This is a genomic window from Variovorax raffinosi (assembly GCF_051216615.1).
In the GTDB taxonomy this organism is placed as follows: Bacteria; Pseudomonadota; Gammaproteobacteria; order Burkholderiales; family Burkholderiaceae_C; genus Variovorax.
In genome coordinates this window covers 107,479-132,813 of the sequence record NZ_JBPJZR010000018.1, presented here as the reverse complement: position 1 = coordinate 132,813, position 25,335 = coordinate 107,479, and the positions used below count along the sequence as shown (strand labels likewise).

The 25,335-nt window shown below is 64.5% G+C and carries 24 protein-coding genes and 1 pseudogene; 13 read left to right on the top strand and 12 right to left on the bottom strand.

The window, feature by feature from the left end:
* Positions 1–44 precede the first annotated feature (44 nt).
* From ACSFB7_RS34540 to ACSFB7_RS34495, 10 genes and pseudogenes are all read right to left on the bottom strand, one after another.
* Positions 45–965, bottom strand: a complete 921-nt coding sequence (locus ACSFB7_RS34540; RefSeq protein ID WP_435476849.1) for a PmbA/TldA family metallopeptidase — start codon at positions 963–965, stop codon at positions 45–47.
* A 167-nt stretch (positions 966–1,132) separates the two neighbouring features.
* Positions 1,133–1,405: pseudogene (locus ACSFB7_RS34535) on the bottom strand (thioredoxin family protein); the annotation flags it as partial.
* Between the two features lie 21 nt (positions 1,406–1,426).
* Positions 1,427–3,982, bottom strand: a complete 2,556-nt coding sequence (locus ACSFB7_RS34530; protein ID WP_435476848.1) for a TonB-dependent siderophore receptor — start codon at positions 3,980–3,982, stop codon at positions 1,427–1,429.
* 355 nt (positions 3,983–4,337) lie between these two features.
* Complete coding sequence (locus tag ACSFB7_RS34525) at positions 4,338–5,762, bottom strand: hypothetical protein (RefSeq protein ID WP_435476847.1); 1,425 nt, start codon at positions 5,760–5,762, stop codon at positions 4,338–4,340.
* A gap of 415 nt (positions 5,763–6,177) precedes the next feature.
* A complete protein-coding gene (locus ACSFB7_RS34520) occupies positions 6,178–6,438 on the bottom strand; it encodes a hypothetical protein (RefSeq protein ID WP_435476846.1) in 261 nt (86 codons plus the stop codon).
* A 181-nt stretch (positions 6,439–6,619) separates the two neighbouring features.
* Positions 6,620–7,099, bottom strand: a complete 480-nt coding sequence (locus ACSFB7_RS34515) for a hypothetical protein (RefSeq protein WP_435476845.1) — start codon at positions 7,097–7,099, stop codon at positions 6,620–6,622.
* The gene (locus tag ACSFB7_RS34510) at positions 7,096–8,067 is read right to left on the bottom strand and encodes a glycosyltransferase family 2 protein (protein ID WP_435476853.1); all 972 of its coding nucleotides are present in this window, start codon (positions 8,065–8,067) and stop codon (positions 7,096–7,098) included. The genes ACSFB7_RS34515 and ACSFB7_RS34510 overlap by 4 nt, the downstream gene beginning before the upstream one ends.
* A 44-nt stretch (positions 8,068–8,111) precedes the next feature.
* Complete coding sequence (locus ACSFB7_RS34505; RefSeq protein WP_435476844.1) at positions 8,112–9,713, bottom strand: ArnT family glycosyltransferase; 1,602 nt, start codon at positions 9,711–9,713, stop codon at positions 8,112–8,114.
* 223 nt (positions 9,714–9,936) lie between these two features.
* Positions 9,937–10,899, bottom strand: a complete 963-nt coding sequence (locus ACSFB7_RS34500; RefSeq protein ID WP_435476843.1) for a FecR domain-containing protein — start codon at positions 10,897–10,899, stop codon at positions 9,937–9,939.
* Positions 10,896–11,396 carry a sigma-70 family RNA polymerase sigma factor gene (locus ACSFB7_RS34495; RefSeq protein WP_435476842.1) on the bottom strand — a complete coding sequence of 167 codons (501 nt, stop codon included), beginning with the start codon at positions 11,394–11,396 and terminating at the stop codon, positions 10,896–10,898. Before ACSFB7_RS34495 ends, ACSFB7_RS34500 begins: the two co-directional genes overlap by 4 nt.
* 333 nt (positions 11,397–11,729) lie before the next feature.
* Between ACSFB7_RS34495 and ACSFB7_RS34490 the strand changes: the two genes are divergently transcribed.
* The gene (locus tag ACSFB7_RS34490; RefSeq protein WP_435476841.1) at positions 11,730–11,987 is read left to right on the top strand and encodes a hypothetical protein; all 258 of its coding nucleotides are present in this window, start codon (positions 11,730–11,732) and stop codon (positions 11,985–11,987) included.
* 48 nt (positions 11,988–12,035) lie between these two features.
* On the opposite strand, the gene ACSFB7_RS34485 is transcribed toward ACSFB7_RS34490, so the two are convergent.
* Positions 12,036–13,736, bottom strand: coding sequence for a long-chain fatty acid--CoA ligase (locus ACSFB7_RS34485; RefSeq protein WP_435476840.1), 1,701 nt, complete (start codon positions 13,734–13,736; stop codon positions 12,036–12,038).
* A 192-nt stretch (positions 13,737–13,928) separates the two neighbouring features.
* Between ACSFB7_RS34485 and ACSFB7_RS34480 the strand changes: the two genes are divergently transcribed.
* From ACSFB7_RS34480 to ACSFB7_RS34455, 6 genes are all read left to right on the top strand, one after another.
* Positions 13,929–14,480 (top strand): CHRD domain-containing protein, encoded by a 552-nt coding sequence (locus ACSFB7_RS34480; RefSeq protein WP_435476839.1) that lies wholly within the window; start codon positions 13,929–13,931, stop codon positions 14,478–14,480.
* 111 nt (positions 14,481–14,591) lie between these two features.
* The gene (locus ACSFB7_RS34475) at positions 14,592–15,032 is read left to right on the top strand and encodes an OsmC family protein (RefSeq protein WP_435476838.1); all 441 of its coding nucleotides are present in this window, start codon (positions 14,592–14,594) and stop codon (positions 15,030–15,032) included.
* Between the two features lie 181 nt (positions 15,033–15,213).
* Positions 15,214–15,720, top strand: a complete 507-nt coding sequence (locus ACSFB7_RS34470; protein WP_435476837.1) for an ester cyclase — start codon at positions 15,214–15,216, stop codon at positions 15,718–15,720.
* Entirely contained in the window at positions 15,717–16,496 is a 780-nt protein-coding gene (locus ACSFB7_RS34465; RefSeq protein ID WP_435476836.1) for an SDR family NAD(P)-dependent oxidoreductase, read from the top strand. The genes ACSFB7_RS34470 and ACSFB7_RS34465 overlap by 4 nt, the downstream gene beginning before the upstream one ends.
* 347 nt (positions 16,497–16,843) lie before the next feature.
* On the top strand, positions 16,844–17,917 hold the full coding sequence (locus ACSFB7_RS34460) for an MBL fold metallo-hydrolase (protein WP_435476835.1): 1,074 nt from the start codon (positions 16,844–16,846) through the stop codon (positions 17,915–17,917).
* A 40-nt stretch (positions 17,918–17,957) separates the two neighbouring features.
* The gene (locus ACSFB7_RS34455; protein WP_435476834.1) at positions 17,958–19,301 is read left to right on the top strand and encodes an MFS transporter; all 1,344 of its coding nucleotides are present in this window, start codon (positions 17,958–17,960) and stop codon (positions 19,299–19,301) included.
* A gap of 30 nt (positions 19,302–19,331) precedes the next feature.
* Here the strand turns inward: ACSFB7_RS34455 and ACSFB7_RS34450 are convergent, their stop codons facing one another.
* Positions 19,332–20,243, bottom strand: a complete 912-nt coding sequence (locus tag ACSFB7_RS34450; protein ID WP_435476833.1) for a LysR family transcriptional regulator — start codon at positions 20,241–20,243, stop codon at positions 19,332–19,334.
* A 165-nt stretch (positions 20,244–20,408) separates the two neighbouring features.
* Here ACSFB7_RS34450 and msuE point away from each other — a divergent pair, with 165 nt between their 5' ends.
* The 6 genes from msuE to ACSFB7_RS34420 all read left to right on the top strand — a co-directional run bounded on the left by msuE (position 20,409) and on the right by ACSFB7_RS34420 (position 25,288).
* Positions 20,409–20,990, top strand: a complete 582-nt coding sequence (msuE, locus tag ACSFB7_RS34445) for an FMN reductase (protein WP_435476832.1) — start codon at positions 20,409–20,411, stop codon at positions 20,988–20,990.
* Between the two features lie 45 nt (positions 20,991–21,035).
* Positions 21,036–22,019: a DUF1852 domain-containing protein gene (locus tag ACSFB7_RS34440; protein ID WP_435476831.1), complete on the top strand. Its 984-nt coding sequence runs from the start codon at positions 21,036–21,038 to the stop codon at positions 22,017–22,019.
* A 101-nt stretch (positions 22,020–22,120) separates the two neighbouring features.
* Entirely contained in the window at positions 22,121–23,146 is a 1,026-nt protein-coding gene (locus ACSFB7_RS34435; RefSeq protein ID WP_435476830.1) for a methionine synthase, read from the top strand.
* 210 nt (positions 23,147–23,356) lie between these two features.
* The gene (locus ACSFB7_RS34430; RefSeq protein ID WP_435476829.1) at positions 23,357–24,064 is read left to right on the top strand and encodes a hypothetical protein; all 708 of its coding nucleotides are present in this window, start codon (positions 23,357–23,359) and stop codon (positions 24,062–24,064) included.
* Between the two features lie 11 nt (positions 24,065–24,075).
* Entirely contained in the window at positions 24,076–24,819 is a 744-nt protein-coding gene (locus ACSFB7_RS34425) for a tetratricopeptide repeat protein (RefSeq protein ID WP_435476828.1), read from the top strand.
* A 34-nt stretch (positions 24,820–24,853) separates the two neighbouring features.
* A complete protein-coding gene (locus ACSFB7_RS34420; protein ID WP_435476827.1) occupies positions 24,854–25,288 on the top strand; it encodes a hypothetical protein in 435 nt (144 codons plus the stop codon).
* Positions 25,289–25,335 lie beyond the last annotated feature (47 nt).

The following is a 25,335-nucleotide window of genomic DNA, read 5'->3' as shown; positions in this document are numbered from 1 at the left end:
GGACCCACCGAGGCATCCAACCTATAGTTATTCACAGTTGGCTCCTAGCGGAACCAGCTCCAGCCCCTGGTCAATGTTCGATTGGCACCGCTGATCACGATTGCACTGGCGCTAACAACCCGGCCACTGACCGCGCCAACCAGGGCCCGCACCAGCCAGTTGGCCACGCGCGCCTCGAAGAGCACCGGACACCGGCGGGTTTCGAGGGTGCGTGCGCCGATGCGCGCGAGGGCGTACTGGGCTGCACGTCGGCCCAGCGCATTTGCGGACATCAGTTCGGCGGCGGCATGCCGCCGGCTGCGCCAGGTGCCATCGTTCAGACGGGCGGCGCGGCCCTGCGCGAGCACCTCCCCAGCCAGTACGCTGCACCGCAGACTGTACGAGGAGGAGGCGTAGCCGCTCGAGAAGCCGCGCGAGGTCATCATCAGCACACGGCTGTGCGAAGCGCTCACGCCCGCGCCGTTGCTGTTGACGATGCGCGCGTCGGTGTCGAACGCCGCGGCCTCGATCTCGCAGGCCAGTTGCGTGGCGGCCTCCACCGAAGGCTGCCATGGGTGAAACAGGTCCAGCTCGGGGGGCGCGGTCTCCAGCCATTGCGCATCGGCCAGGCCGGCCCACTCGTCGGGGGTGGCGCGACGCGCAAGGCTGCAGGCCCTCTGCGCCGTGCTGCGCAGGCCCGCCACGCTCAAATCCGAGGTTTCCATCGAGGCACAGCGCTGGCCTTGAAAGACGGTCACCAAGGCACTGGCCGACCGGCTGTGTTCGATCGCCTCAAGCTCACCCTTGCACACCGTGACCGACTGCTTCAGTGCCTCCGAGATCCGCACGCTGACATCGCTGACCTGTGCCTGGCTGCTTGCCGCCTGCAGCAGGACGGTGGCGGCGTCGTGCAACGCTTCGCGGCTGGAGAGGAACACCTGGGCCTGCGAGGCCTCGACGCCAGAGGACTGTGGCAACAACTGCATCAGGCTTTCCTTCCATCGGCCGGTTGATGCGCCTGGGCCAAGCGTGCCAGCAGATAGTCCGCCTGGGCACGCGTGGAGCCCCGCGCGGCCCGCGAACGTGCCCGCTTGCAGGCATCCCGTCGCGCGGCCCATTGCGGGTGCGCTGCGTCGTGCTTCTCTTGCATCGCCTTACGGCTGGTCTCCTGGCCGCTCTTGAAAAGCATCAATGTGGGAATGCCTCGCACGCCCAAACGAGTGGCGACCGCCGTGTGCTCGTCAACGTTGATCTTGACGACCTTCACATGGCCCGCATAGCGCTCGGCGACCTCGTCGAGCAATGGCTCAATGGCCATGCACGGCCTGCACCACGGCACCCAGAAATCCAGCAGCACGGGGATGCCGGAATGCAGCACGTCGGCATCGAAGCTTGCGTCGGTCGCGTGAAGAATGTGTTCGCTCATGGTTTTCCTGGCTCGCTGCGATCAGAAGTTGTAGGTGCCAGTCAGAAGGACGGTCCGGTAAGGCTGCACATTGACCGTGCTTCCAGAGGCAAAGTCCGCCAGGAGCCTGCGGTTGAAGAGGTTCTTGATGCCCAGCGTGGCCGACCAGCTCCTGGACCTGTAGTAAATGCTGACGTCGACCTGGGCTTGTGCGCCCAGCCGATAGACGGACCTGCCCTCGCCGTCCATTTCGTTGAGGGGTGCCTTGTAGCCGGTACGCATCGTGACGCCCGCCCCGACGCCCCAGCCGCGCCAGGCCTCGTTGCGCAGGTCGTAGGTGGTCCACAGGCTGAGCCTGTGGCGCGGCGTCTGCGACAGCTCGGCCGTGCCCTGGGCTGGCCGGGCAGGCTCGAAGCGGGTGTAGCTGTAGCTGGCCGTCAGGTTCCAGCCGGGCGCCAGGCGTCCTGCAACATCGAACTCCAGGCCGCGGCTGAGCGCACTCGGCAGCAAGACGAGATCCTGGCGACCAAAAGGCGCATTGGCCGGCGTCACGTCTTCAACGACATTCGTGTTCGTTGCGCGAAACAGGCTGGCCGTCGCGGTCAACCGGTCGTTCAGCAGATTCAGCTTGACGCCGAGCTCGGCCGACCTGCCGCTGACGGGGGGCGTTACGACCCGCCCTCGCACACCGCCGTTGAGCGTTGCATCGAAATAGACACCTCCGGGCTCAAAGCTGCTCTGGCTATTGGCGAACACCGTCGCGCTGTCGCTCAGACGGTAGGCCACGCCGAGGTTGTAGACCGGCTTGTTCCTGGGTGCGGAGGCGTCCTGCACCTGGCCACTGGCGTCCTCTCTGGTCTTGTCACTGGGGTCGCTGATCTGCACATGGCCCACGCTTGCCAGCACCTTCCAGCGGCCCCAGGCCATCTGATCCTGCAGGAAGAAATGGGTGGTCGTCACGGCGGAGTCGTCGACGAGTGCGAGCCGCTCGCCCGGAAAGAACAGCGAATTGACTGGCGGCAGGTACTGGTCGGAAGGAACCTTGATATCGGGGACGAGCGCCCTCCGCGCGAAACCGCTTCTCGCGACGCGCAAGTAATTTGCGCCGGCCAGCAGCGTGTGGTTCAGCGCGCCAGTTTTGAATTGGCCCTGAATGCTGTTTTCAAAACTCGCGCTGTAGCCCGAAAAGCTGCTGCTTGCCGGAGAAAAACCACCCCAACCGCCAAGGTCAGGGTCGTTGCCTGTTGCCACATAAAGGCCGTAGTCGGTCGTCGCCTTTTTGTAGCGAAACTTGCTTTGAAAAGTCCAGCCGCGCCACAGGCCCTGCTTCAGTTCGTAGAACAGCTCCACGTCCTTTGCCGCCAATCCATCGTCGAAACGACCCCGGCGCCCATGCAGAAAATCCGGCCCGGGCCCGTGCGGCGTCAGTTCCGCGTATTGCTTTTCGGGCGTGGGCTGCCGCTGGCGCTGGTAGGCCAGGCCCACGACAAGCGAGGTGCCGCCCTGGCGCCAGCCCAGAGAAGGCGCAAGGTAGATCTCGCGGTTGCCGCGATAGCCGAACTCGCTGCGGGCGGCGTACATGCCCAACAAGACCGTGCGATAGGACAGGGCTCTATCCGCGGACAAGGTGCCGGCCATGTCCAGCGATGCGCGCTGCCGACCGTGGGCGCCGACCTCCAGCGTCAGTTCGCGCACCCGCTCGGATTGCGGGCGCTTGGTCACGATATTGACGATTCCCCCAGGCTTCATGCTCACGCCGGCCGTGACGGAATTCGCCCCCTTGAGCACCTCCACCCGCTCGACGCCCGCCATCGGGATGTAAAGCGCCCGCGCCCTGTCATCGCCGAGTTGCAGCGTCGGCACACCGTTCTCAAGAAACCTCGCTTCAAAGCCGCGGATGCGGATGTCCTCGTTGATCGCCGCGTCGTCCGACCCCACGGCACTCACATTGCGCAACGCATCCGAGACGGATTGCACCTGTCGGGTCTTCATGACTTCCTGGGTCACGATCTGGATCGCCTGCGGAATGTCCGACAACGCAGTGTCGGTGCGCGTGGCCGATCGCGTGCTGGCGCCGCTGAAGCCCTCGTCCTGGTAGCCGAAGTCGGCGCTCTCGGCATCGGTGACAACAGTGATCGGACGGAGCGTCGCTTCGCCCACGGGGGCATGGGGAGCCGACGGCTCAGGCGGCGGTGCGGGCGGCACGGGCTTGACCCGGATGACGTAGCCATCGCTCGACCTCGCCATGGCCTCCAGTCCCGTGCCGGCCAGCACCTGCGTCAATGCCTCGCTGGTCGGGTAGCGGCCTTGCACGCCAGGGCTCAGCTTGTCCTTGACCAGGGCGAAGTCATAGGTCACCGACGCCCCCGAGCGGGCCGCCACTTCGCTCAAGACCCGGGGCAACGGCCCGGCAGCGATCGAATAGGACACGCTGGCACCCTGCGTTGCCGGCGCCGGCTGCGCCAACGAAAGCCTGGGCACGACCCACGCCACCACGCCCAGCCCCCAGCACACAGCGCGCACGCCCAACGCGAGCACCGTCGGCCCGAAGACATGGGAAACAAGGTTGAAAGACTTCCGGGTACGCAAGCCGGCCATGCGAAAAGATCCTTGTGCTCAGGCACCTCGCACTCGTCAATCGAAGCGCTTATGTAGATGCCCCGTCAGAAAAGAAAAAGGGCCAGCATTTGGCCCTATTGTCTCGAAACTAATTGCAACTCTATTGCGGCTACCTTGCTGCCAACTTGCAGCTAACTTGCAGCCAACTTACAAATCGGGGCATTCTGGCAATTCCCGCGTACTGCCCATTGCCACGAGACACAAGAATCCGGTTTTGCCCAAAGGCGGTGGCCGCATGGCTCCAAGCCAATGATCTGCCGGGGAGATGGTTTGCAAGAACAAACAACCTCCCCGGCAAGAACAGCCAGCCAACCGCCTTCCGCGGTCCGGACTCCTAGCCCAACAGCCCGTGCAGGATGTTCGTCACGGGAGACAGCGCAGTGCCGGCGGGCGAGTGCTCGACCAGGCTGGTGATCGGGGTCAGGACATCGGTCACCAGCGAGGTGACTGCATGTTCGACACCGTTCACCACACTGCTTACCGCGTCGGTCACCGGTGCCACTGCGTGGCCTGCGCCAGCCAGGATGTCGGTCACCGGCGCCGTGGCGCTCGATGCCGCGCTGGTCACAGCGGAGACCACCGGGGTCACTGCGCTGGTCACATGGCTTGCCACGTCCGTCACCGACTGCAGGATGTTGGCGGCCGGGCCGCTGCTTCCCAGCAGGCCGCCGAGCAGGCCGCCCACGAGGCCATCGCTGCCGAGCAAGCCGCCGACCAGGCCGTGATCGCCGAGCACGCCGTCGAGCAGGCCACCAGTGGTGCCGCCAGTCACGCCGCCGAGCAGACCGCCCACGAGGCCGTCGCTGCCGAGCAAGCCACCGACCAGACCGTGGTCGCCGAGCACGCCGTCGAGCAGGCCGCCGGTGGCGCCGCCACCGAGCACACCGCCCAACAAGCCGCCGTCGCCGCCAAGCAGGCCACCCAGCAGGCCATCGTTGCCGAGGACGCCACCGAGCAGGCCGCCGTCACCGCCGAGCGCACCGCCCAGCAGGCCGCCGTTCAGCAGATGCGCCACGCCGTCGGTAAGGAAGTCGACTTGCGTGTCGACCGCATTCAGCAGCGCATGCGTCGTGCCGGCGCCGAGCAGTTGGTCGGTCAGCGGGCTCAGCAGGCCGTTCACGCCGTCCGTCACGTTCTTCACCACGCTGTCGACCGGGTCCAGGATGTTGGGGCTGTTCGGCGTGAAGGTCGTGCCGAGCAGCGGGCCAAGCAGGCCGTCGACCGTGTCGGTCACGTGGTCGGTGAGGCTGACGACCGGGGTCAGCACGTTGCCCAGGCCGAGGCCTCCGAGCACACCGTGGTTCAGGCCGTTGGCCACGCCGCTGACGATGCTGTCGACCGGGTCGAGCAGCGCCGTGCCTGCGGGTGCAGGGGTGCCGCCGCCGATGCCACCCAGCACACCGCCGAGCAGGCCACCCACGAGGCCGTCGCTGCCGAGCAGACCGCCGACCAGACCCTGATCGCCCAGCAGGCCACCGAGAAGGCCGTCATTGCCCAGCACACCACCAAGCAAACCACCATCGCCGCCGAGCACACCCCCCAGCAGACCGCCGTCACCCAGCACACCGCCGAGCAAGCCGCCATCGCCACCGAGCAGACCGCCCAGCAAACCATCATTGCCCAGCACACCGCCGAGAAGGCCGCCGTCACCGCCAAGCAGACCTCCCAGCAGACCGCCATCGCCGTCCAACAAACCGCTTAGCAGGTTGCTGTCCGCAGCTAGCGAGGTGGGCTGCAGCAAGAATCCAGATGCCGTCATAGTGAGCTCCAAAATAAATGGACTCACGGAAAGGCAACACACATGCCGCATCTGCGATGCACCTTCAGCTTTACACAGACCTCAACGGCGGCCGTTGATTTGAAAGGAGTTTTTCTTTTTCAAATCAAACTGTAAGCCTGGAAAGCAAGGCGAAAAGACCGACTTGCGGCGAGCCGTTACGTAACACCCCAGGTTGTTCTCGCGTAGCACCCATCGAAGTGCAATATGCAGAGGAAATCTTTTCTCTTAACAAGCGCGTTCAAGCGCAGCCACATCGGCCGCATGAATCCCGCCGATGCGAAAACGACAACGGCACTGACGGCTGCAGCCTTCGAGCACTTGAACGAAATACCGCTCTGCCCCGCTCCGCGGAACGAAGCAAATGAAGGCCCGACACCATGACCTCGCCTTCGAGTCAATCCACCACGGGTACTTCGCGCCAGTTCAGCAGGCGCAGCGCGATGCCACCCGCGCCGATGTCGAGCGTTCGCTTGTCGCCTTTGTCGGTTCCGACGATGAGCCGGGGCGTGCCCCCCTCCCACCGGAATGTGTTGCCTACCCTGACGAAGCGCAGATCGATGCTCGCGATGAGCACCGTGATGAGCACCGTGATCACAATTTCGATCAGCGTGAAGCCACCGATGTGACGGCTGCGCGCGGTATGAGTGAGTGGCAAAAATTTCCTCCTATCGGGCATCTCGCACCAGGGTGCTTACCTACATGCCCCGCGAGAAAGGGAAAAGGGCCAGCATTGGCCCGATCGATGTAAAAAATCGCCCCTCAAGAACTCAAGCCGACTTGACGGGCCGCAATGGCCCGGGGGGCGCAGTCATCGGGCAGGAAGTTGCCGCCATCCATTACGGACACGCTGGAGACGCCCCCCAGACTTTCGCAAGCACTGGTTGCGCATGGATCGCGTGTTGCACCAAGGTCATGGTCCCGGCGGAATCCTCAGGCCAATCTTGCAGAACGGCCTGCTCTCGCTTGTATGCCATTTCCAATCGCTCATTGCCGGCTTGTGTGCGGCAATAAAACATGGCGTCCCCGAGAAAAACACTCTGGTTGATGCGCTCGGCATAGCCTCGACGCCTGAGGTAGCTCAAGATGTTCGCCAACGTTTGCCCCGAAAAGCCCGTGGCGCCGCTGATTTCTTCATACGAACGAGATGGTTCGAGGATTGCCAGCACGCGAAGTACTTTGACGTCCCTGCTCATTTTTTTCGATTCCCCTGCCCTGCCTTGCATTGCTTCGGGCACCCCATCAAACACAGGTTCGGTCACCTTGCAGTCGTCGACGCGGATGCCAACCCACCGCGTACTGGCTACACGCTGCGTCATGCCTCGTCCGCCTCAAGGCCGGCGCCGCGCCGCTCGCGGACCAGATAGACGGGACGGCCTTTGACTTCCTGGTAGATCCGCGCGACATACTCGCCAACGATGCCCATGGAAATCATGTGCACGCCAATGAAGAACATCAGGCCTGCAACGATGGTGGCCCAGCCCGACACCTCGTTCCCGAAGAGCATGTGATCGACCACGACATAGGCGCCGTACGAGAAGGCAGGCAACGCCAGCACAAGCCCGACGATGCCCATCAGGTGCAACGGCCACGTCGTGAATGCAGTCAGGCCGTCGAGTGCGAGCTTGACGAGCCGTCGCCCATTGAAGCTGCTGCATCCTTGAGCGCGCGGCGCTGGCGAATACGGCAGAGCGACGGCCCTGAAGCCGACCCATGCATAGAGTCCCTTCATGAATCGGCTGCGCTCTGGCAGGCTGACAAGCGCGTCCACGACCTTGCGGTCCATCAAGCGAAAGTCACCTGCGTCTTCGGGCACGCTCACACGGTTGGACGCGTTCAGCAGCTTGTAGAACAAGCGCGTGCCGAGCTTCTTCAGACGGCCTTCGTCGTGCCGGTTTTCGCGCACCGCATAGACCACCTCGGCACCCGCCAGCCAGTGATCGACCATGGCGCGCACCAGGGCCGGCGAGTGCTGCATGTCGCCATCGAGCAGCACGACCGCATCGCCCGCGGCCGCGGCCAGCCCGGCGGTGATGGCGGCCTCTTTCCCGAAGTTGCGCGACAACGAGATGCAGCGAAAGCCAGGCATGGCGCACCACTGCGACACCACCGCCTCGGTATCGTCCGTGCTGCCGTCGTCCACCACGATGACCTCCCAGCGCAGGCGCGTGGCCTGGAGCATTTCTCGCAACTGCGGCAGCAACTGCTGCAGATTCAACGCTTCGTTGAAGCAGGGAACCACGCAAGAAAGGCTGCACGTTCGCAATACCGCTTCTGGCTGCGGCATCGACTGCGGCAATTCGCACAGGGCCGCATCCACGCCCGATGTGACTATGTGCCGGTTGAACATGAGGGCCTCCGCTCTGAATTGCCTTCCGTCGCGATCACGGGCGGCTGAATACGCCAATAGAACTTCGGCGGATTCGCGCCTATCGGGCGTTGGTCTGGCAGCGTTCTGTATGCACTGATCTCCAGGGCGCCGCACGCGTCCACGAGCGGCTTGGAAACCCAGGGACTGATGTCGTAGCGACCGTCGATCAGCACCAGCGGATGCTCCTCCAGCAGAAGAGACAGTGCGCCAGCCTCCGCAGGGGGGCCGGAGACGATCCGTATAGGCCCAGCAAGGGCTCTGCGCGCATCATTCGCCACGGCATCGGCCAGCGACTGCAGGTCCACGTCCCGCCATTTGTTCTGGCGCGCTGCTTCGTCAGGCCCTGTCGCCGAAAGACAGTGAACATGGAGAACGAGAAGAAGGAGCGCCTGAATCGCGACGAATGCGGTGAGCGAGACGCGCAAGGGGACGAGAGACCAACAGCGCCCGCGTTGCCCTCCGCTCGCAAGCTCCATGAGCGCTGGAACGGCCAGGAGCAGGAAGGGCGTTCCCCATTGCAAATGGGGCTCGGTGCCCGCGAGCATGGCCATCGCGCATGGCACGGCCAATGGCAAGAATCCGAAGCAAAAAATCAGGCTCGTGCTGCCGGGTGCATCGCATGCACCGGCACTGGATCGGCCGGCCCGCGACCACTCCGCCGATCTTCCGGCTGCCACTCGCACGAGCAACAGCAGCATCAGGGCGGGAAGTGCCCGATTGAGAACCTGATCGGCAAGCCAATGCGCGGAAACCGGGAATCGCTCGACCCAACTCAATCGGACGCCGAGCGAAGACGTCATTGCGTAGCGAACCGGCCCGAAGTCGTTCTGCGACAACCAATACAGGTGAGGAGAGAAAATCGCCAACGACACGAACGCCGACAGTGCGAGCCCGAGCCGATGCGTCGGACTGCGCCATCCGCCCTGGAGCATCCAGAAGACAAACACGCACACGGCGGCAACCGCGATCTGGTACTTCGCCAGTGCGCCAAGTCCGATGCAGACGCCCAGCGCAAACCACCAGCGCAGGCGCCCGGTGGAGAACGCCATCCAACAGAACAGCGCACTGCCGACTGCGAATGGCATGAGCACCGTGTTGTGGTTGTAGAAATGGATTCGCCCGTTGTAGTAGGTGATGCAAAGGACCGCCAGCAAGGCCAGCGTTGCATGACGCCGACCGCGCAACCGCGCAACGAGAAACCAGAGCAGCCCCATGGACAGCAGCGTGCAGAGCGCCGCAGCCACGTAGGTCACCCAAGGGACGTGTCCGAACACCTGCACCAGCGGCCACAGCAGCCATGTCGGCAGCGGCGGATGCTTGTAGTAACCCCATTCGAGGCTGTGCACCCACGTGAGCTGCTCGACGTTGTCCTTGGGCAGGTTTTCGCCCGAGAGACTCATTGCCAACAACCAGATGCCGCAGAACAGGAGCAAGCCCAACGCAAGGGCTGCGACATGGTGCGACTTCCAGAAACGCAAGAACAATGCGCGATCACGGCGCACGCCGTCGATCAAGCGATTGGGCAGGACGTGCGTGTCGAGCCGTTCGATTGCCTCAGCCAACTCGATCGCCCCCGCACGATTGCCCCGGCGCACATCCGCCCGGGGTTTGGAGTGGGTCGGTCAACAGCTCTGTGGCACGACGAAGCCAGTCGACCTGGCGGGCGGCAAATTTCATCTCGGGAACAACTCTCATCAAGGTGCTTATTGAGATGCCCCGCCAGAAAAGAAAAAGGGCCAACAATGGCCCAGTTCATTTGCAACAATACGTAACTCGATCAACAGCCTAAGCCGCCCTGACAGTTCCCCAGTACCGCGTCCGCCAGTCGATTCGCAAGGGAAGGTTTTGCGTCAGCAGGGCCAACGCGCGATCCGTGTCCTTGAGTTGAAAAGCCCCTGAAACCAACATACCCGCCACTGCGGGATCGCACCCCACAGTGCCCACACGGTACCGGGACAGTTCCGCCAGGAAATCATCCAGGCGCATTTCTTCTGCCACCAGAATGCCCTGCGCCCACGACGCCGATGCTTCGCTCACGGGCCGCGTTGCGCCCGAATCCGCGCGCGTGAAGGTGCATTGGCTTCCGGCCTGCAGGATTCGCGTACCGGCATGGCTATCGGCCGGCTCGACTTGCACGGCGCCCTCGAAAACAGCCACACGGCTGCCGGCGTTCTCACGACGGACACTGAACCTGGTTCCCAGCGCGCGAACCGCACCGTGGCCCGTGGTCACCAGAAAGCTTCGGGCCAAGTCGCCCGCCTCGTGCGCGGTGGTCACGAGGACTTCCCCTTCGTGCAACTGCAGCAGCCGCCGCGTTTCGCTGAAAGTCACATCAATAGCGCTGGCCGTATTCAGGACCAACTGCGTTCCATCGGCCAACACGATATTTCGCTGCTCGCCCGTTGCGGTGCGATAGTCGGCAGCCCAGTCCTTCCAGGGCAATCTGGTGGCAAACCATGCCGCGGGCGCTGCCGTCAGCAGAATGGACAGCGTCCGAAGCGCGGCGCGGCGCGACCGGTCGGTTGTCGGCCGGTCGAGTGCCGGCATGCCAATGGCCGGCGGGATGGCATCGAAGCGGTGGGGGATCATTTCGGCTTTCCGCCAGACCTCCTGATGCATGGCACTGCGCGCACGCCACTGCTGCCATTCGCTGCGCTCGGCATCTGACATTTCGCCGCTCTGCAGCTTCACGAGCCACGCGGCAGCCTCTCGAACAATGATCGGATCGATGTTGCTGTGTTCGCTCACGACAACGTGGCCATCAAGCACTGCTCGAATCCCTGCTGCATGTGCCGCTTCACCGTACGCAGCGAAATCCCCAGTTGTTCGGCAATCTGCGCATAGGTCAATCCATCCAGTTGCGCCAAAAGGAAAGCGGTACGCACCTGGGGCGCCAGTTGACCGAGCATCCGGTCAATTTCGAACAGCGCCTCCAGCTGAATGGCGCGGTCTTCGGGCGATGGTGACTGCGCTTCGGGAAGCAGCGCCAGCGTATCGAGATATGCGCGCTCCACGGCAGCCTTGCGCCCCGCATTCGCAACCAGTCCCTTGGCGATGACCGTCAGATAAGCGCGCGGTTCATCGAGTGTCTCTACTGCCTTCTTGAGCAGCACCCTGACAAAAGTATCTTGGGCGATGTCCGCAGCCTGATCGGCATTGCCAGTTCGCCGGCGCAACCACTGCACCAACCAACCATGGTGATCGACATACAGCGACCTCACCAGGGACGCATCGGTTTCCAACATGCTCTTCCTCCACACTGCCTCATCCGGGCATTTATAACTGCAAAACACTAAGCAAAAAGAATGCCGCCAATGTGCGCTGTACGTTAACGAGCAAATGCAAATGCCATCGGAAAGTGCATTTAGTTTTCCATCCCCAGCGAATCATTCCAAGTGTTTCCGGCGGCGCACAGGGATGCGCGTTGCGCAGCGCCTCCACAGGGGAAGAGCCGCATTATCTTCAGCGTGCGGATTCGGGCGCGAGAAAGTCGGCGGATGGGCGCCCCAGCGCGTGGGGCGGCTCAAGTTGTCTTGCAATCAATGCCCGTGACGTGCTCCATCTCACGAGCCGGCGCCATGAGCGGCGCCGTTCGAGATAGCCGACGCCGGGCACACATTCCAGAACCCCACGATCGCGTTGCCGAACTGCTCGCAGTTCCAATCGTCGGCCTCATCGCCGCCGGCGCGTTCGCTCAACAAGCAGGGCCGACCACGGCTCCTCCTGCGGCCACCTCCCAAGAAGCCAAACAGGCACCGAAGAAGCCGGGTGGCGCCAAGGCCAAGAAGTCAAAGTCCGACGCGAAGCCACGCGCGGAACGCGCCAGGAAGGGGTGAGTTCTTCGGCTCACCGGCAATGCCCGCGTCGGCGGGCCGCAGCCTTGCTTAGTTCTTCGCCCCGTTCTCGTCTTCCTGCAGCAGCCGCCACATCACCTTGCCGCTGCCGCTCTTTGGCAGCGCATCGACAAACTGCACCTTGCGCGGGATCTTGTAGACCGCCATGTTCTCGCGGCACCAGTCAATGATCTGCTGCTCGGTCGTGTCCTTGTGCGTGGCGCGCAGCACCACCACGGCCTTGACCGATTCGCCCCGGTAGTCGTCCTTGGTCGAGATGACGCAGGCCTCCTGGATCGCGGGGTGGCGGAACATCAGCAGCTCGACCTCGGCCGGCCACACCTTGAAGCCGCTCGCGTTGATCATCCGCTTGAGGCGGTCGGTGATGAAGAAGTAGCCGTCCTCGTCCATGCGGCCCATGTCGCCCGAGCGGAAGAAGCGCTTGCCCTCGAACTCGACGAAGGCGGCGGCGGTCGCATCGGGGCGCTTCCAGTAGCCCTGGAACACCTCGGGCCCGTGGATGATGATTTCGCCCGATTCGCCGATGGGCAATTCCTTCAAGGTGTCGGGGTCGACCACGCGCGCATCGGTGCTCATGAACGGAATGCCCAGGCACTGCTGCTTGGGATTTTCCGAGGGGTTGGTATGCGAAGGCGCGGCGGTCTCGGTGAGGCCGTAGCCCTCCTGGTACTTCAGGCCGTACTGCTCCAGCAGGCGCTGCGCCACGGCCTGCGGCATGGCCGCGCCGCCGCCGCCGATGTGGGTCATGCTCGACAGGTCGTAGTTCGCGAAGTTGGGGCTGGCCATGAGGTCGATCACCATGGTCGGGATGTTGGTCCAGCTCGTGACCCGCCAGCGCGAGATCAGCCGGCCCGCCACGTCGCGGTCCCAGCGCGGCATGATGACCAGCGTGGCCGCTGCAAGGATCGAGGTGTGCATCATGCTCACCACGCCCGTGATGTGGAACATGGGCACCACGGCCAGCACCACCGCCTCCGACGTCGCCTGGCCCCAGAGCTGGCCGGCCACGGCGTTGTGCATCAGGCTCGAATGGTGGTGCACGCAGCCCTTGGGCAGGCCGGTGGTGCCGCTGGTGTAGGGCAGCAGCGCCATGTCGTTGGCGCCCACCACGTGCTCGGGCGGCGCATGGCCGGCGGCCAGCGCATCGGTCCAGTCGATCACCTGACCGTCGGCCAGGGTCGGCAGCGGATGGCGCTTGGTGAGCCAGTCGTTCCATGCCGGTGCCGGTGCGTCGTCGCCGGTCACATCGGCATCAAACGCATCGGTGAACTGGGTCACGATCATGTGCGTGAGCTGCTGGCTGGCCGGCAAGGCGTCGCTGGCCTTGGCGAGTTCGCCGGCCAGGTCGCCGGTGGTCAGGGCCACCCGGGCGTCGGGGTCGGTGATGTAGTGCTTGAGCTCTTCGGCCCGGTTCATCGGGTTGACCGGCACCACCACCGCATTGGCGCGCAGGATCGCGAAATGCGCGATCACCAGTTGCGGGCAGTTCTGCATGTTCAGGATCACGCGGTCGCCGCGCTTCACGCCCAGCGCCTGCAGCGTGCCCGCCAGGCGCTCGGCCTGGGCTTCGAAATCGCGGTAGCTGACCACGCGGCCGAAGAACACCAGCGCGGCCTTGTCCGGGTAGCGCGCGGCCGAGGTGGCCAGGTTGTGCCACAACGAGGTGGCGGGCACGGTGATCGAATGCGGCAGGCGTTTGGGCCAGAACTTGTAGTGCGGGCGTTGTTGCATGGTGAGAACAGGCGAGAGAAAAGAGAGGGAGAGAAAAAAATTGGCGGCGCACCAGCCTAAGCCGCTACGGCCCCCGCTCCCATCGGGGAAGCCCCCGGGGCGTCACCTTGGCGACGCCCTTTTTTCGTACGCCCGGGCATCGGCTATGGTGCTGACCCCGGGCCGCGCGCCCACAGCCTGATCCTGTTTGTCATGTTCGAGCCTGTACGAAAAGCATTCCGACGACGATTCATCCTCTTCGGCGGCGCGCTGGCCGCGTCGGGCTGCGCGCTGGTCTCGCGCTTCGGCCCTCAAGAGCCGCCGGCCGCCCCGGGGCCCAAGGAGCCGCCGACGTGGTTCATGGCCGACTGCTGGCTGGGGACCGAGGACGTGGTCCCGCCCCATGCCGGCAACGCCGGCGGTTCGATGTTCGGCACCCTGACGCTGGCCACCGGCCACTTCACCTGGCGCGTGAACTACGCGCGCCTGAGCGGGCCGGCCACGCTCGCGGGCTTTTACGGCCCCGCCGCCAAGGGCAGCAACGGCCCGCTGGTGATCCAGCTTCCGCCGCACAGCGAGGGCGTGCAGCACAACACGGGCCCCGACGCCGGCTACGAGCTGACCGGCACGAGCACGTTGACGCAGGCCCAGATGGATGACCTCATGGCCGGCCTGTGGTACGTCAGCGTATCGACGCGCGCCTGGCCGGCGGGCGAAGTCCGGGGACAGATGAAGCGCAGCACTGCCGGCGTGCACGGCGGCTGACATCAGCCAGCGGCGCGGCGCTGGCGCCACCGCCATGCGCGATGCGCTTTGCGACTACAGACAGGCGCGGCTTTCGGAGCGATACCTGCGGTTTTTCAAAAAGGATTTGCCATGGCCGCAGAAAAGCACGCAAGCGTTCACTGGGAAGGCGCCGGCAAGACCGGCAAGGGCCAGGTCAGCACCGAGACCGGCGCCCTCAAGGACTACCCCTACGGCTTCGCCAGCCGCTTCGAGGACGACAAGCGCGGCACCAACCCCGAGGAAATCGTCGGCGCGGCCCATGCGGCCTGCTTCACCATGGCCTTTGCCTTCGCGCTCGAAAGAGAAGGCCTGGCCGCCACGAAGATCGACACCCGCGCCGCCGTGCGGCTGGCCAAGGATGGCGACGGCTTCAAGATCGACCGCATCGCGCTGGAGCTTGACGCCAGCGTGCCGAACCTCGACGAGGCGAAGTTCCAGCAGATCGCCGCAACAGCCAAGGCCGGCTGCCCGCTGTCGAAGGCGCTGGCGAGCGTGCCCGAGATCACGCTGAAGGCCACGCTGGCCGGCTGATCGCCCGCACGGGCTGCCTGCTCACGGTCGGGCAGCCTGGGGCGTGGCATCGGGGGTTTGTCCGGGGTGGCGATTGCCAACAACGGACAGTCTTGCTGCAAGGGGGTGCCGATAGTACGCAGGCAACCCGGGTCGACGCCTTCGCGGCGACCCGGTTTCCCCTGCCACATGGAGCCCCCCGATGAAAGAACAGACCGAACTTCAAGCCCGCCGCGAGCGCCTCGTGCTCGACCATTTCGCCGACGAGACCCGGCAGGATTTCGACGCCGTGCTCGGCACCTTCCCGCATCCGCACTACGAGCTGATTCCGAGCGGCGAGGTGCACGACGGCATCGCCGATGTGCGCCAGTACTACACCGACACGCGCCGCGCCTTCCCCGACCAGCGGCACGAGATCATTCAGTTGCGGCATGCCGATGATTCGGTGATCGTCGAGTTCTGGCTGCTCGGCACCCACCGTGGCCCGCTCAAGGGACTGCCGCCGACGGGCAACAGCTTTCGCTGCCGGATGAACGCCTTCTTCATCTTCGAGGGCGACCGGCTGGTCTGCGAGCGCGTGTACTTCGACACACTGACGATGCTGCGGCAACTGCTGGTGGGCGTGCCGGCGGAGGCGGTGGGCCCGCTGATCGCCGGGCTGCTCGGCCAGCCAGCCGCGGCGCCCAAGCCGGAGACCGCTGCGGCATGACCACGACCGCACACGGCCGGCCGCTCGAAGGCCGCCACGCGATCGTGACCGGTGGTGCGCGCGGCATCGGCCTGGCCATCGCGCGGCGCTATCTCGCGGCCGGCGCGAGCGTCGCGCTGTGGGACGTCGAGGCCGCAGCGCTGGCGGATGCGGTGCAACAGCTTGCACCGCTCGGCACGGCGACATCGGCGCTGGTCGATGTGCGCGACGAAGACCAGATTGCCCGCGCAGCCTCGCAGGCGCAGGAGAACTTCGGCCGCATCGACATCCTCGTCAACAACGCGGGCGTGCTCGGGCCGACGGTGACCGCCTGGGAGCACACGCCCGCGCAGTGGCGCCAGGTGCTCGACATCAACCTCACCGGTGCGTGGTTGTGTTGCCGCGCGATCGTGCCGGTGATGCTGGCGCAGCAGCAACGCGGGCGCATCGTCAACATCGCCTCGGTCGCGGGCAAGGAAGGTAACGGCTTCAACGCGGCGTACTCGGCCTCCAAGGCGGGGCTGATCGCGCTGACCAAGTCGCTGGGCAAGGAGCTGGCCGCGTCCGGCGTGCTGGTGAACTGCATCACGCCATCTGCGGCTGACACCGCCGTGTTCGCGGGGGTTCCTGCGGAGCACCGCGAGCAACTGCGCAGTGCCCTGCTTGCGCGTGTGCCGATGGGGCGCTTTGTCGAGGTCGATGAAGTGGCTGCCATGGCTGCCTGGCTGGCTTCGGATGCCTGCTCTTTCAGTACCGGGGCGGTGTTCGATATTTCTGGCGGGCGTTCGATGTATTGAATTTTTGTCGCGCATCGGTGCGGGGTCATTCGGGGTGCGTGCGAATGACACCAGGTGCTCCCCTCCGCGAATGTCCCCCGCTTCGCTCCTCCTTTATTTCGCTGCGGGGAGCACCTGGTGTCATTCGCACACGGGCACGCTGCTGGTGAATCGCTGATCAACAACCGCTCTGTCCAACGCTCGCGCCGATACGGGGCTCTTTTTCGCGAAATAAAGGAGGAGCGAAGCGGGGGACATTCGCGAAAAAGAGCACCGTGTCGGCGTGAGTGTCGCCCTGAACAACAGCGCACCGAATCAAACGCAAACGCGACAAACAGAAGACAAGTTTTCATCTCCAGGAGACACCCATGATCCGAGACCCAGACCCCACCGGCTTCGCACAACTCACGCAATTCGACGGCGCGCGCAACGCCGCCATGCCGCAAGACCGCCTGCGCGCCATCCGCCACGGTGCCGAAGCACTGCGCGAACAACTGCTCGCCGGCCCACCGGTTCGCTTTGCGCGCAGCTTCAACCTGCTGCGCATTCCGTATCCCGCGTGGTTCGCCTTCACCGGCGTGTACTCGCAGCAGCTGCTCAAGCCGCACATGGTCCACCTGCTGGCGCGCACCACGCTGATCCAGTACGACGACTTCGAAGGCCGGCTGCGCACGCTGCTCTTCACGCCGGCCGATTTCGAAGCGGGCAACGCAACGCCCTACTTCAAGCGCCTGAGCGACCAGACGCCGAAGTTCCTGCACAAGGCCATCGCGCCCGTCTACCAGACCGTGCTGCAGGCGCTGCAAGGCTGCGGCGTGTCGCCCGCGCAGATCGACTACATCACTTACGACCATCTGCACACACAGGACGTGCGCCGCTGGCTCGGCAGCGCGGATGCGCCGGGGCTGCTGCCGAACGCCAAGCTCATCGTGCATCACCAGGAACTCGCGAACATGCACGGCCTGCTGCCGGTGCAGGCCGAGTGGTATTGCCCGCATGGGCTGGACGACATACCGGCCGCGCGCATCGCCGCCTTCGACGGCAGCATCCAGCTGGGCCACGGCCTCGCGCTGGTGCATACGCCGGGCCATACCGAAGGCAACCATTCGCTGGTCTACCGCGCCGACGACGGCCTGCGCGTGAGCAGCGAGAACGGCGTGGCCGCCGACAGCTGGGCGCCGCTGCAGTCGCGCCACAACGGCATCCGCCGCTATGCACAGGCCACGGGCGCGGAGGTGATCCTCAACGGCAACACGCAAGAAAGCAGCAACGACCAGTACCTGTCGATGGTGCTGGAGAAAACGCTCGCCGGCACCTCGTCGTTGCACGGCTTCAGCAACGTTGTGCCATCGGCCGAATGCTCGCCGCACTGGCTGTTTCCGGGCGCGCCTACCAGCCATCTGTGGGGCGAGACGAGCTTCGGCACACCAGTGCGCGCCTGACGCACCGCCGCGAAAAAACAAAGAGAGAGAGACAAACACGATGAACACCGCCACCCTCGATGCCGCCGATGCGCGCACACCGGCGCCTGCCGATGCCAGCGCGCGCAACGACGCCGCCCTCTTCCGCAAGATCACCTGGCGCCTGATGCCGCTGCTGTGCGCCTGCTACGTGCTGAACTACCTGGACCGCACCAACGTCGGCTATGCGCAGTTGCAGATGAAAGACCAACTGGGCTTCAGCGACGCCGTGTTCGGACTGGGCGCGGGCATCTTCTTCATCGGTTATGCGGTGTTCGAGATTCCGAGCAACCTGATGCTCGCGAAGATCGGCGTGCGCGCCACCTTGCTGCGCATCATGGGCCTGTGGGGGCTGGCTTCGGCGGCGATGGTGTTCGCCACCACGCCCACGCAGTTCTATGTGCTGCGCTTCCTGATCGGCGTGTTCGAGGCGGGCTTCGCGCCCGGCGTGCTGTTCTACCTGACGCTCTGGTTCCCGTCGCACCGCCGGGCGCAGGCCACCGCGCTGTTCTTCATGGCCTTCGGCGCGGCGCCCATCGTGGCGGGGCCGATCGCGGGACTCACCATGACCTACCTCGACGGCGTGCTGGCGCTGCGGGGCTGGCAGTGGCTGTTTCTGCTCGAAGGCCTGCCGAGTGTGTTGCTGGGCATGGCAGCTTTTCGCTACCTGTCGAACAACCCGGCGCAGGCACCGTGGCTTTCGGTGGCCGAGAAGCAGCGCGTGGCGCACCTGCTGGCCGAAGACCAGGCCGTGCACGGCGCCGCCGAGCGCCACACCTTCGGGGCGGCGATGCGCGATCGGCGCGTGTGGCTCATCGGCTTCATGTCTTTCCTGATCATCCTGGGCATCTACGCGCTGTCTTTCTGGCAGCCCACGATCCTGAAGTCGATGGGGCTGAGCGTGCTGCAGATCGGCTTCTATTCGGTCATTCCCGCGGTCGCGGGCATCGCGGCCAACATCGTCGTCGGGCGGCATTCCGACCGGCGCAAGGAACGGCGCTGGCACTTCGCGCTGGGTGCGCTCGTGGGCGCGGCTGGCCTTGCACTGACCACGCTGTTCATGCACAACGCCTTCGCCGCCGTACTGTGCCTGGCGCTGGCGGCGATGGGCATTTCGAGCGCGTTCACCGTGCTCTGGGCGATTCCCGGCAGCTTCATGTCCAGGCGCGCCGCGGCGGCGGGCATCGCGCTCATCAGCACCATCGGCGGCAGCGCGGGGCTGGTGGCGCCGATGATGGTCGGCGCCCTGAAGACCGCGACGGGCGGGTTCACGGCGAGCCTCTACATCCTGAGCGGCGCGCTGGTGCTGTCGGCGCTGCTCATGCTGCTGGCACTGCCGCGCAGCGCGCTCGGCCAGCGGCCGTGACGCAGGACCGGCGCGCCCGCAAGGTGGTTGTCATCCGTTGGCTCCTTGCGCAGTGGCTGCGGCAGGCTGGCGGGCCAGTTCGATGAAAGCCCGCACGTAGTCGATGGCGGTGTCCGTCTCGCGTGCCCCCAGGAAGATCTGCTTGGCGATGCCGCGTTGGCCCAGCCGCACAGGCACCACGTCCATCCTGGCCGCGTACTCCTCGACCAGCCAGCGCGGCAGGGCGGCCACACCACGGCCGCTGGCCACCATCTGCAGCATGATGTCGGTGGTTTCGATCGCCTTGTGGCGCTTGGGCGTGACACCGGCCGGCAACAGGAACTGGTTGTAGATGTCCAGACGCTCGACGTCCACGGGGTAGCTGATGAGCACTTCCTGGGTCAGTTGCTGCGGCTTCACGTAGGCCACCGAAGCCAGCGCATGGCCCTTGGCCACGACCAGCACCTGCTCGTAGTCGAACACGGGCTCGAACTTCAGGCCCGGCTTGTAGAGCGGGTCGGGCGTGACCAACAGGTCGATCTCGTAGCCGAAGAGCGCGCCGATCCCGCCGAACTGGAATTTCTGCTTCACGTCCACATCCACGTCGGGCCATGCGGCCAGGTAGGGTGACACCACCTTGAGCAGCCACTGGTAGCAAGGGTGGCACTCCATGCCGATGCGCAGCGCACCGCGCTCGCCCTGCGCGAACTGGCCCAGGCGCTCTTCGGCCAGGTCCAGTTGCGGCAGCACCCGGTTCGCCACCGCCAGCAGGTACTGGCCTGCCTGCGTCAGGCGCAGGCTTCGACCCTCGCGCAACCAGATGTCCGTGCCCAGTTGCTGCTCCAGCTTCTTCATGCTGTGGCTCAGGGCCGACTGGGTCAGGTTCAGCACGCCTGCGGCGGCCGTCAACGACCCTTGCTTCTCGACCTGCTGAACGATGCTGAGGTGGATGCGCTCAAGCATTCGAATGAGCCATATTCATGGATTCGTGAAATAAAACCATTTTACTTCATCAACCCCCGTCAATAACATCCGCTTCCATTGAGACTGCCCGACGGCAGATACGGCTCGTGGCCAAGCATCTGCAGGGTTCCCGGCGCCCGCAGATCAATCCATATGAAAGCAAAAATGACACGTCCACTCCGTGTAGTAGCGGTTTCCGGCGGACTTCAACGCCCCTCCAAGGCTGCGGCCCTGGCAGAGCATCTGCTGGACCTGATCGCCGACGAATTTCCGTGCGAACAACGCCTGGTCGAACTGGGCCAACTCGCACCGCAACTTGCCGGCGCAGTCTGGCGCTCCCAACTGCCCGACGCGGTGGAGCGGGAACTTGCGGCGGTCGAGCAGGCCGACGTCCTGGTGGTGGCAACACCGGTCTACCGTGGCTCCTACACGGGACTGTTCAAGCACTTCTTCGACTTCATTCATCAGGACGCCTTGATCGACAAGCCTGTGCTGTTGGCTGCCACCGGTGGCAGCGAGCGCCATGCCCTGGTGATCGACCACCAGTTGCGGCCGCTGTTCAGCTTCTTCCAGGCGCGCACATTGCCGCTGGGTGTCTACGCGACCGACACGGATTTCGTCGACTACCGCCTGCACGACAAGGCCCTCATAGAGCGCGCCAGGCTGGCGGTCCAACGGGCACTGCCGCTGGTCGAATTGACACGCCACGCTAGGCCCTCTCTGGCCGAAGCAGTGGTCGCGGCCTGAAACAAGAAACGTCTTTTCTCTCAAAAATCAGGTCACGGGATCGCAATGAACAAAGAACTCAGCTTCAACCTCAAGAGCATTCTTTTCGATGAAAACTACCAGCCATCGGACAGCACGCGCATCACCACCAACTTTGCCAACCTGGCCCGGGGAAAGAGTCGGCAACAGAACCTGCGCAACACATTGAAGATGATCGACAACCGCTTCAATGACCTGGCGCACTGGGACAACCCGACGGGAGATCGCTACGCCGTCGAACTCGAAATCATCTCCGTCGAGATGAGCATCGATGACAAGAGCAGCAATGCCGTATTTCCGCTGATCGAGATACTGAAGACCTGCATCCTCGACAAGAAATCGAACAAGCGCATCGATGGCATCGCGGGGAACAATTTCTCCTCCTACGTGCGCGACTACGACTTCAGCGTGCTGCTTCCGGAATACAACGCCCATCGAGCGGAATTCAGCACCCCGGCCGATTTTGGCGACCTGCATGGAAAGCTGTTCCAGCAGTTTGCCAACTCGAGCATCTACAAAGAGCGTTTCGGCAAGCCGCCTGTCATCTGCATCAGCGCCTCGACCAGCAAGACCTATCGGCGGACCGGCAACCAGCACCCTGTATTGGGTGTCGAGTACCAGCAGAACGAGTTGTCCTCGACCGACCAGTACTTCGCAAAAATGGGGATGCAGGTTCGATTCTTCATGCCTGCGAATGGCGTTGCGCCATTGGCGTTCTACTTTCACGGCGACCTGCTGGGCGACTACACCGACCTCGAGTTGATCGGCACCATCAGCACGATGGAAACCTTTCAGAAGATCTACCGGCCTGAAATCTACAACGCCAACTCAGCGGCCGGAAAACTCTATCAACCGAACCTGAAGAACCAGGATTACTCGCTGACGCAGATCGTGTATGACCGGGAAGAGCGCAGCCAGCTCGCCGTCAAGCAGGGGAAATTCGCGGAGGAACATTTCATCAAGCCTTACAGGAACGTCCTTGAACAATGGGTTGCCGATTGCGCCATCTGACTCTCCCCCCCAAACAACAACACGTCATCCAGTGGCTGCCCGGGCAAATCGCCCCCGCAGTACGCACGCCACACCCATCTTTGCTTTGAAGGAATCCTCTGATGTTTGAAACCTCGATCGCCGGCAGCCTGCCGAAACCAGCCTGGCTGGCTGAAACCAACAAGCTCTGGCCTCAGTGGATGGCCGAAGGCGATGCGCTTCGCCAGGCCAAGGCCGACGCAACCTTGCTGTGGATCAAGGCCCAGGAAGACGCAGGCCTGGACATCGTGTGCGACGGTGAACAGTCACGCCAGCACTTCGTGCACGGCTTCCTCGAGCAGGTCGAGGGCATCGACTTCGAGCACAAGGTGAAGATGGGCATCCGCGACAACCGCTACGACGCGATGGTGCCGCAGGTGGTGTCGGCCCTGCGCCTGAAGGGCCGCGTGCATGCCTTCGAAGCACAGCTGGCGCGCGCGCACACGAAGAAGAAGCTGAAGTTCACCCTGCCCGGCCCCATGACCATCGTCGACACCGTGGCGGACCGCTTCTATGGCGACAAGATCAAGATGGCCTTCGCCTTCGCCGAGTTGCTCAACCAGGAGGCCCTGGCGCTTCAGGCCGACGGCGTGGACATCATCCAGTTCGACGAGCCCGCCTTCAATGTCTACATGAAGGATGCCGCCGACTGGGGTGTGCAGGCGCTCGAGCGCGCGGCGCAGGGCCTGACTTGCACGACGGCGGTGCACATCTGCTACGGCTACGGCATCAAGGCCAATACCGACTGGAAGAGCACCCTGGGCGACGAATGGCGCCAGTACGAGACGGTGTTCCCCGCGCTTGCCAGGAGCCGCATCGACCAGGTGAGCCTGGAATGCATCCACTCCCATGTGCCACCCGACCTGATGAAGCTGCTGGTCGGCAAGGACGTGATGGTCGGCGTGATCGATGTGGCCAGCGACGTGATCGAAACGCCCGAAGAAGTGGCTGACACCATAGGCCGGGCACTGGAGTTCGTGCCGAAGGAGCGGCTGTTCCCGTGCACGAATTGCGGCCTGGCGCCGATGGCACGGGACGTGGCGTGGCGCAAGCTGAAAGCGCTGGCGGAAGGCACGAAGCTGGCAAAGGAGCGGCTCGCCACGGCGTGACTCCCAGTGACGGCCGCCGCTGCCCGGGGCGGCTGAGCGGCGAATCGGGAGTCGACGCGAACTTCGTCGCAGTTGCGCTGAACGATTCGGCCGCGAGCCCTCAGAACTCGCCGTAACGCCGTTTACATTTCCCTGCACTTGGTTGCGCCGGGCGAATCGCATCGCCCGGCGTGCCAAGGTGAACGCAAACAACACGGGGGAAACCGCGCCATGCGCAAACATCGAACTCATGCCGGCCTCTGGCGCCGGTCGGCCTTTCTGAGCTGCATCTGTGCAGCATCCATATCGGCCATTGCGGCCGGCACCAGCACCGCAAATCTCGCGCCCGACACGGAAGACGCCAAGGCGGCGCTCATCGCTTTCGCGCAATGCGATTCGTCTTTCTTCAAGCTTCTGGGCAAGACACCACGGCTGCTCGGCCCGGGCGTCGAAGTCGCCATGAACGGCGCCGCTGCTGCCCCCAAGGTGGCCGACCCCTTGTCCGACAAAGGACACGACCAGGCCTTCGCCAAGCCCATCGATGTCGCGGGCCTGCGCCTGACCGGCTGGCACAACGAGGTGAGCTACGACGCCACGGCGGGAGCCTTCATCTGGTGGGGCTTCAACGTCGAAGGCAACGTCGACGCAACCGCCACCGCGATCAACCGCCTGCTGCCACCGGCACAGCGCGTGCTGAAGATCCAGGGCTCGGACTGGGCCCGCTCCGAAAGCCGGCGCATCGGCGACCCGCTCGACGAATGGCGCCGTGGCGGCGAGAACGGCACGGTGACCGCCCGGGGCACGGTCGAGCGGGCATTGACCCTCGAGACCGACGAAAAAACCGGCCGCACCAAGCTGTATTGCACCCTGCAGGGCTCCGTCACGCCACCGCTGCTGGACCGTGTGCGCCCCGACCTGCCGGCGTCGCTTCACCCATGAGCAGGGCCACCATGAAGAAACTCATCCTCATCGCCGCCCTGGGGCTGGCCGCCACCGGGTGCGCAACCCGCCCCGCCACCGGCCTTGCGGCATGCCGCATCGCCGTGGCGCTGCCCCTGAGCGCCGACAAGGACGCCTACGCCGACCCCGAGCGCGCGATCGCGCTCTGGACCCGCTGCGCTGACGAAGGCCCGCAGACGGACCTGATGAAGAGCCTCGCGCTGAAGATGCGCAGCCACGCGTACAAGCAACTCGGGCAGTACGACGCAGCCATTGCCGACCTCGAACAGGCGCAGCGCCTGGCGCCGCCCAAGACGGCCTGGGACTTCATCGGCATCGCGAGCCTGTACCGCGACTCGGGGCAGCCCGAAAAGGCGCTGGACACGCTTCGCAAGATGCAGGCCGACCGCATCGGCATGACCGGCCGCGGCACATCCGAAGGCATGCCGATCTACTACCACCTCGGCTGGACCCTGAACAATCTCAAGCAATGGCCCGAAGCCGTCGAGACCCTGACGGAAGGCCTGACCTACCAGCCGGGCTATGCGTGGGCCTACATGCAGCGCGCGCTCGCCTACGACGCCATGGGCAACCGCGAGCGGGCCGAAAAAGACCTGAACCGCAGCCGCGAACTCTTCGGCGAGAACAGGAAGCCGGGCGACCGCGAGCAGCAGATCGATTCGCTGCGCAAGCCGCCCTTCAAGGAACTGCTGTCCCGCTACAGCTACGACGCCGAAGCATTCGCCGGCAAATGAGCCGGCCGACCCGACACACAGAAAGAATTTCAGGATGAAGAACGCACGACACATCGCCCTTGTGCTGCTCGCGGCCGTTGCCAGCCAGGCATCGCTCGCGGCGGACTACGGCAGCTACCGCGGCAAGGGCGGCATGACCGCCTATGACATCAAGCCGAACGTCTACGAGTACCACTACGACAAGGGCTTCACCGGCGTCGATGCCATCGGCTGGGACCCGAACCTGCAGTACGCATGGTCGCGGCTCGGCGCGGCCAAGACCTGCGGCGTGCCCTTCGACCAGCCCAAGGTCGTGGCGGCGCTGATCGCCAAATACCAGCAGGACAAGATGACGCACGAAATGATCGGCATCGACTTCCATGCGATGCAGACCAAGGCCAACCCCGCGTTCTGCTCGGCGGAGCGCGTCGAAGAACTCAAGCGCGTGGTCCCTGGATTCCAGGACGGCGACTTCCCCACGAAGTTCTAGGCGCCTGGGCCTCACGGCACCGCCCACCCCGAAGCCGGCTCCCCTTG

Coding starts and splice junctions, on each gene's coding strand:
- ACSFB7_RS34540 (WP_435476849.1), bottom strand. CDS start 965: ATGCAGTTGTTGCCACAGTCCTCTGGCGTCGAGGCCTCGCAGGCCCAG.
- ACSFB7_RS34530 (WP_435476848.1), bottom strand. CDS start 3,982: ATGGCCGGCTTGCGTACCCGGAAGTCTTTCAACCTTGTTTCCCATGTC.
- ACSFB7_RS34525 (WP_435476847.1), bottom strand. CDS start 5,762: ATGACGGCATCTGGATTCTTGCTGCAGCCCACCTCGCTAGCTGCGGAC.
- ACSFB7_RS34515 (WP_435476845.1), bottom strand. CDS start 7,099: ATGACGCAGCGTGTAGCCAGTACGCGGTGGGTTGGCATCCGCGTCGAC.
- ACSFB7_RS34510 (WP_435476853.1), bottom strand. CDS start 8,067: ATGCCGCAGCCAGAAGCGGTATTGCGAACGTGCAGCCTTTCTTGCGTG.
- ACSFB7_RS34495 (WP_435476842.1), bottom strand. CDS start 11,396: ATGTTGGAAACCGATGCGTCCCTGGTGAGGTCGCTGTATGTCGATCAC.
- ACSFB7_RS34490 (WP_435476841.1), top strand. CDS start 11,730: ATGAGCGGCGCCGTTCGAGATAGCCGACGCCGGGCACACATTCCAGAA.
- ACSFB7_RS34485 (WP_435476840.1), bottom strand. CDS start 13,736: ATGCAACAACGCCCGCACTACAAGTTCTGGCCCAAACGCCTGCCGCAT.
- ACSFB7_RS34480 (WP_435476839.1), top strand. CDS start 13,929: ATGTTCGAGCCTGTACGAAAAGCATTCCGACGACGATTCATCCTCTTC.
- ACSFB7_RS34475 (WP_435476838.1), top strand. CDS start 14,592: ATGGCCGCAGAAAAGCACGCAAGCGTTCACTGGGAAGGCGCCGGCAAG.
- ACSFB7_RS34470 (WP_435476837.1), top strand. CDS start 15,214: ATGAAAGAACAGACCGAACTTCAAGCCCGCCGCGAGCGCCTCGTGCTC.
- ACSFB7_RS34465 (WP_435476836.1), top strand. CDS start 15,717: ATGACCACGACCGCACACGGCCGGCCGCTCGAAGGCCGCCACGCGATC.
- ACSFB7_RS34460 (WP_435476835.1), top strand. CDS start 16,844: ATGATCCGAGACCCAGACCCCACCGGCTTCGCACAACTCACGCAATTC.
- ACSFB7_RS34455 (WP_435476834.1), top strand. CDS start 17,958: ATGAACACCGCCACCCTCGATGCCGCCGATGCGCGCACACCGGCGCCT.
- ACSFB7_RS34450 (WP_435476833.1), bottom strand. CDS start 20,243: ATGCTTGAGCGCATCCACCTCAGCATCGTTCAGCAGGTCGAGAAGCAA.
- msuE (WP_435476832.1), top strand. CDS start 20,409: ATGACACGTCCACTCCGTGTAGTAGCGGTTTCCGGCGGACTTCAACGC.
- ACSFB7_RS34440 (WP_435476831.1), top strand. CDS start 21,036: ATGAACAAAGAACTCAGCTTCAACCTCAAGAGCATTCTTTTCGATGAA.
- ACSFB7_RS34435 (WP_435476830.1), top strand. CDS start 22,121: ATGTTTGAAACCTCGATCGCCGGCAGCCTGCCGAAACCAGCCTGGCTG.
- ACSFB7_RS34430 (WP_435476829.1), top strand. CDS start 23,357: ATGCGCAAACATCGAACTCATGCCGGCCTCTGGCGCCGGTCGGCCTTT.
- ACSFB7_RS34425 (WP_435476828.1), top strand. CDS start 24,076: ATGAAGAAACTCATCCTCATCGCCGCCCTGGGGCTGGCCGCCACCGGG.
- ACSFB7_RS34420 (WP_435476827.1), top strand. CDS start 24,854: ATGAAGAACGCACGACACATCGCCCTTGTGCTGCTCGCGGCCGTTGCC.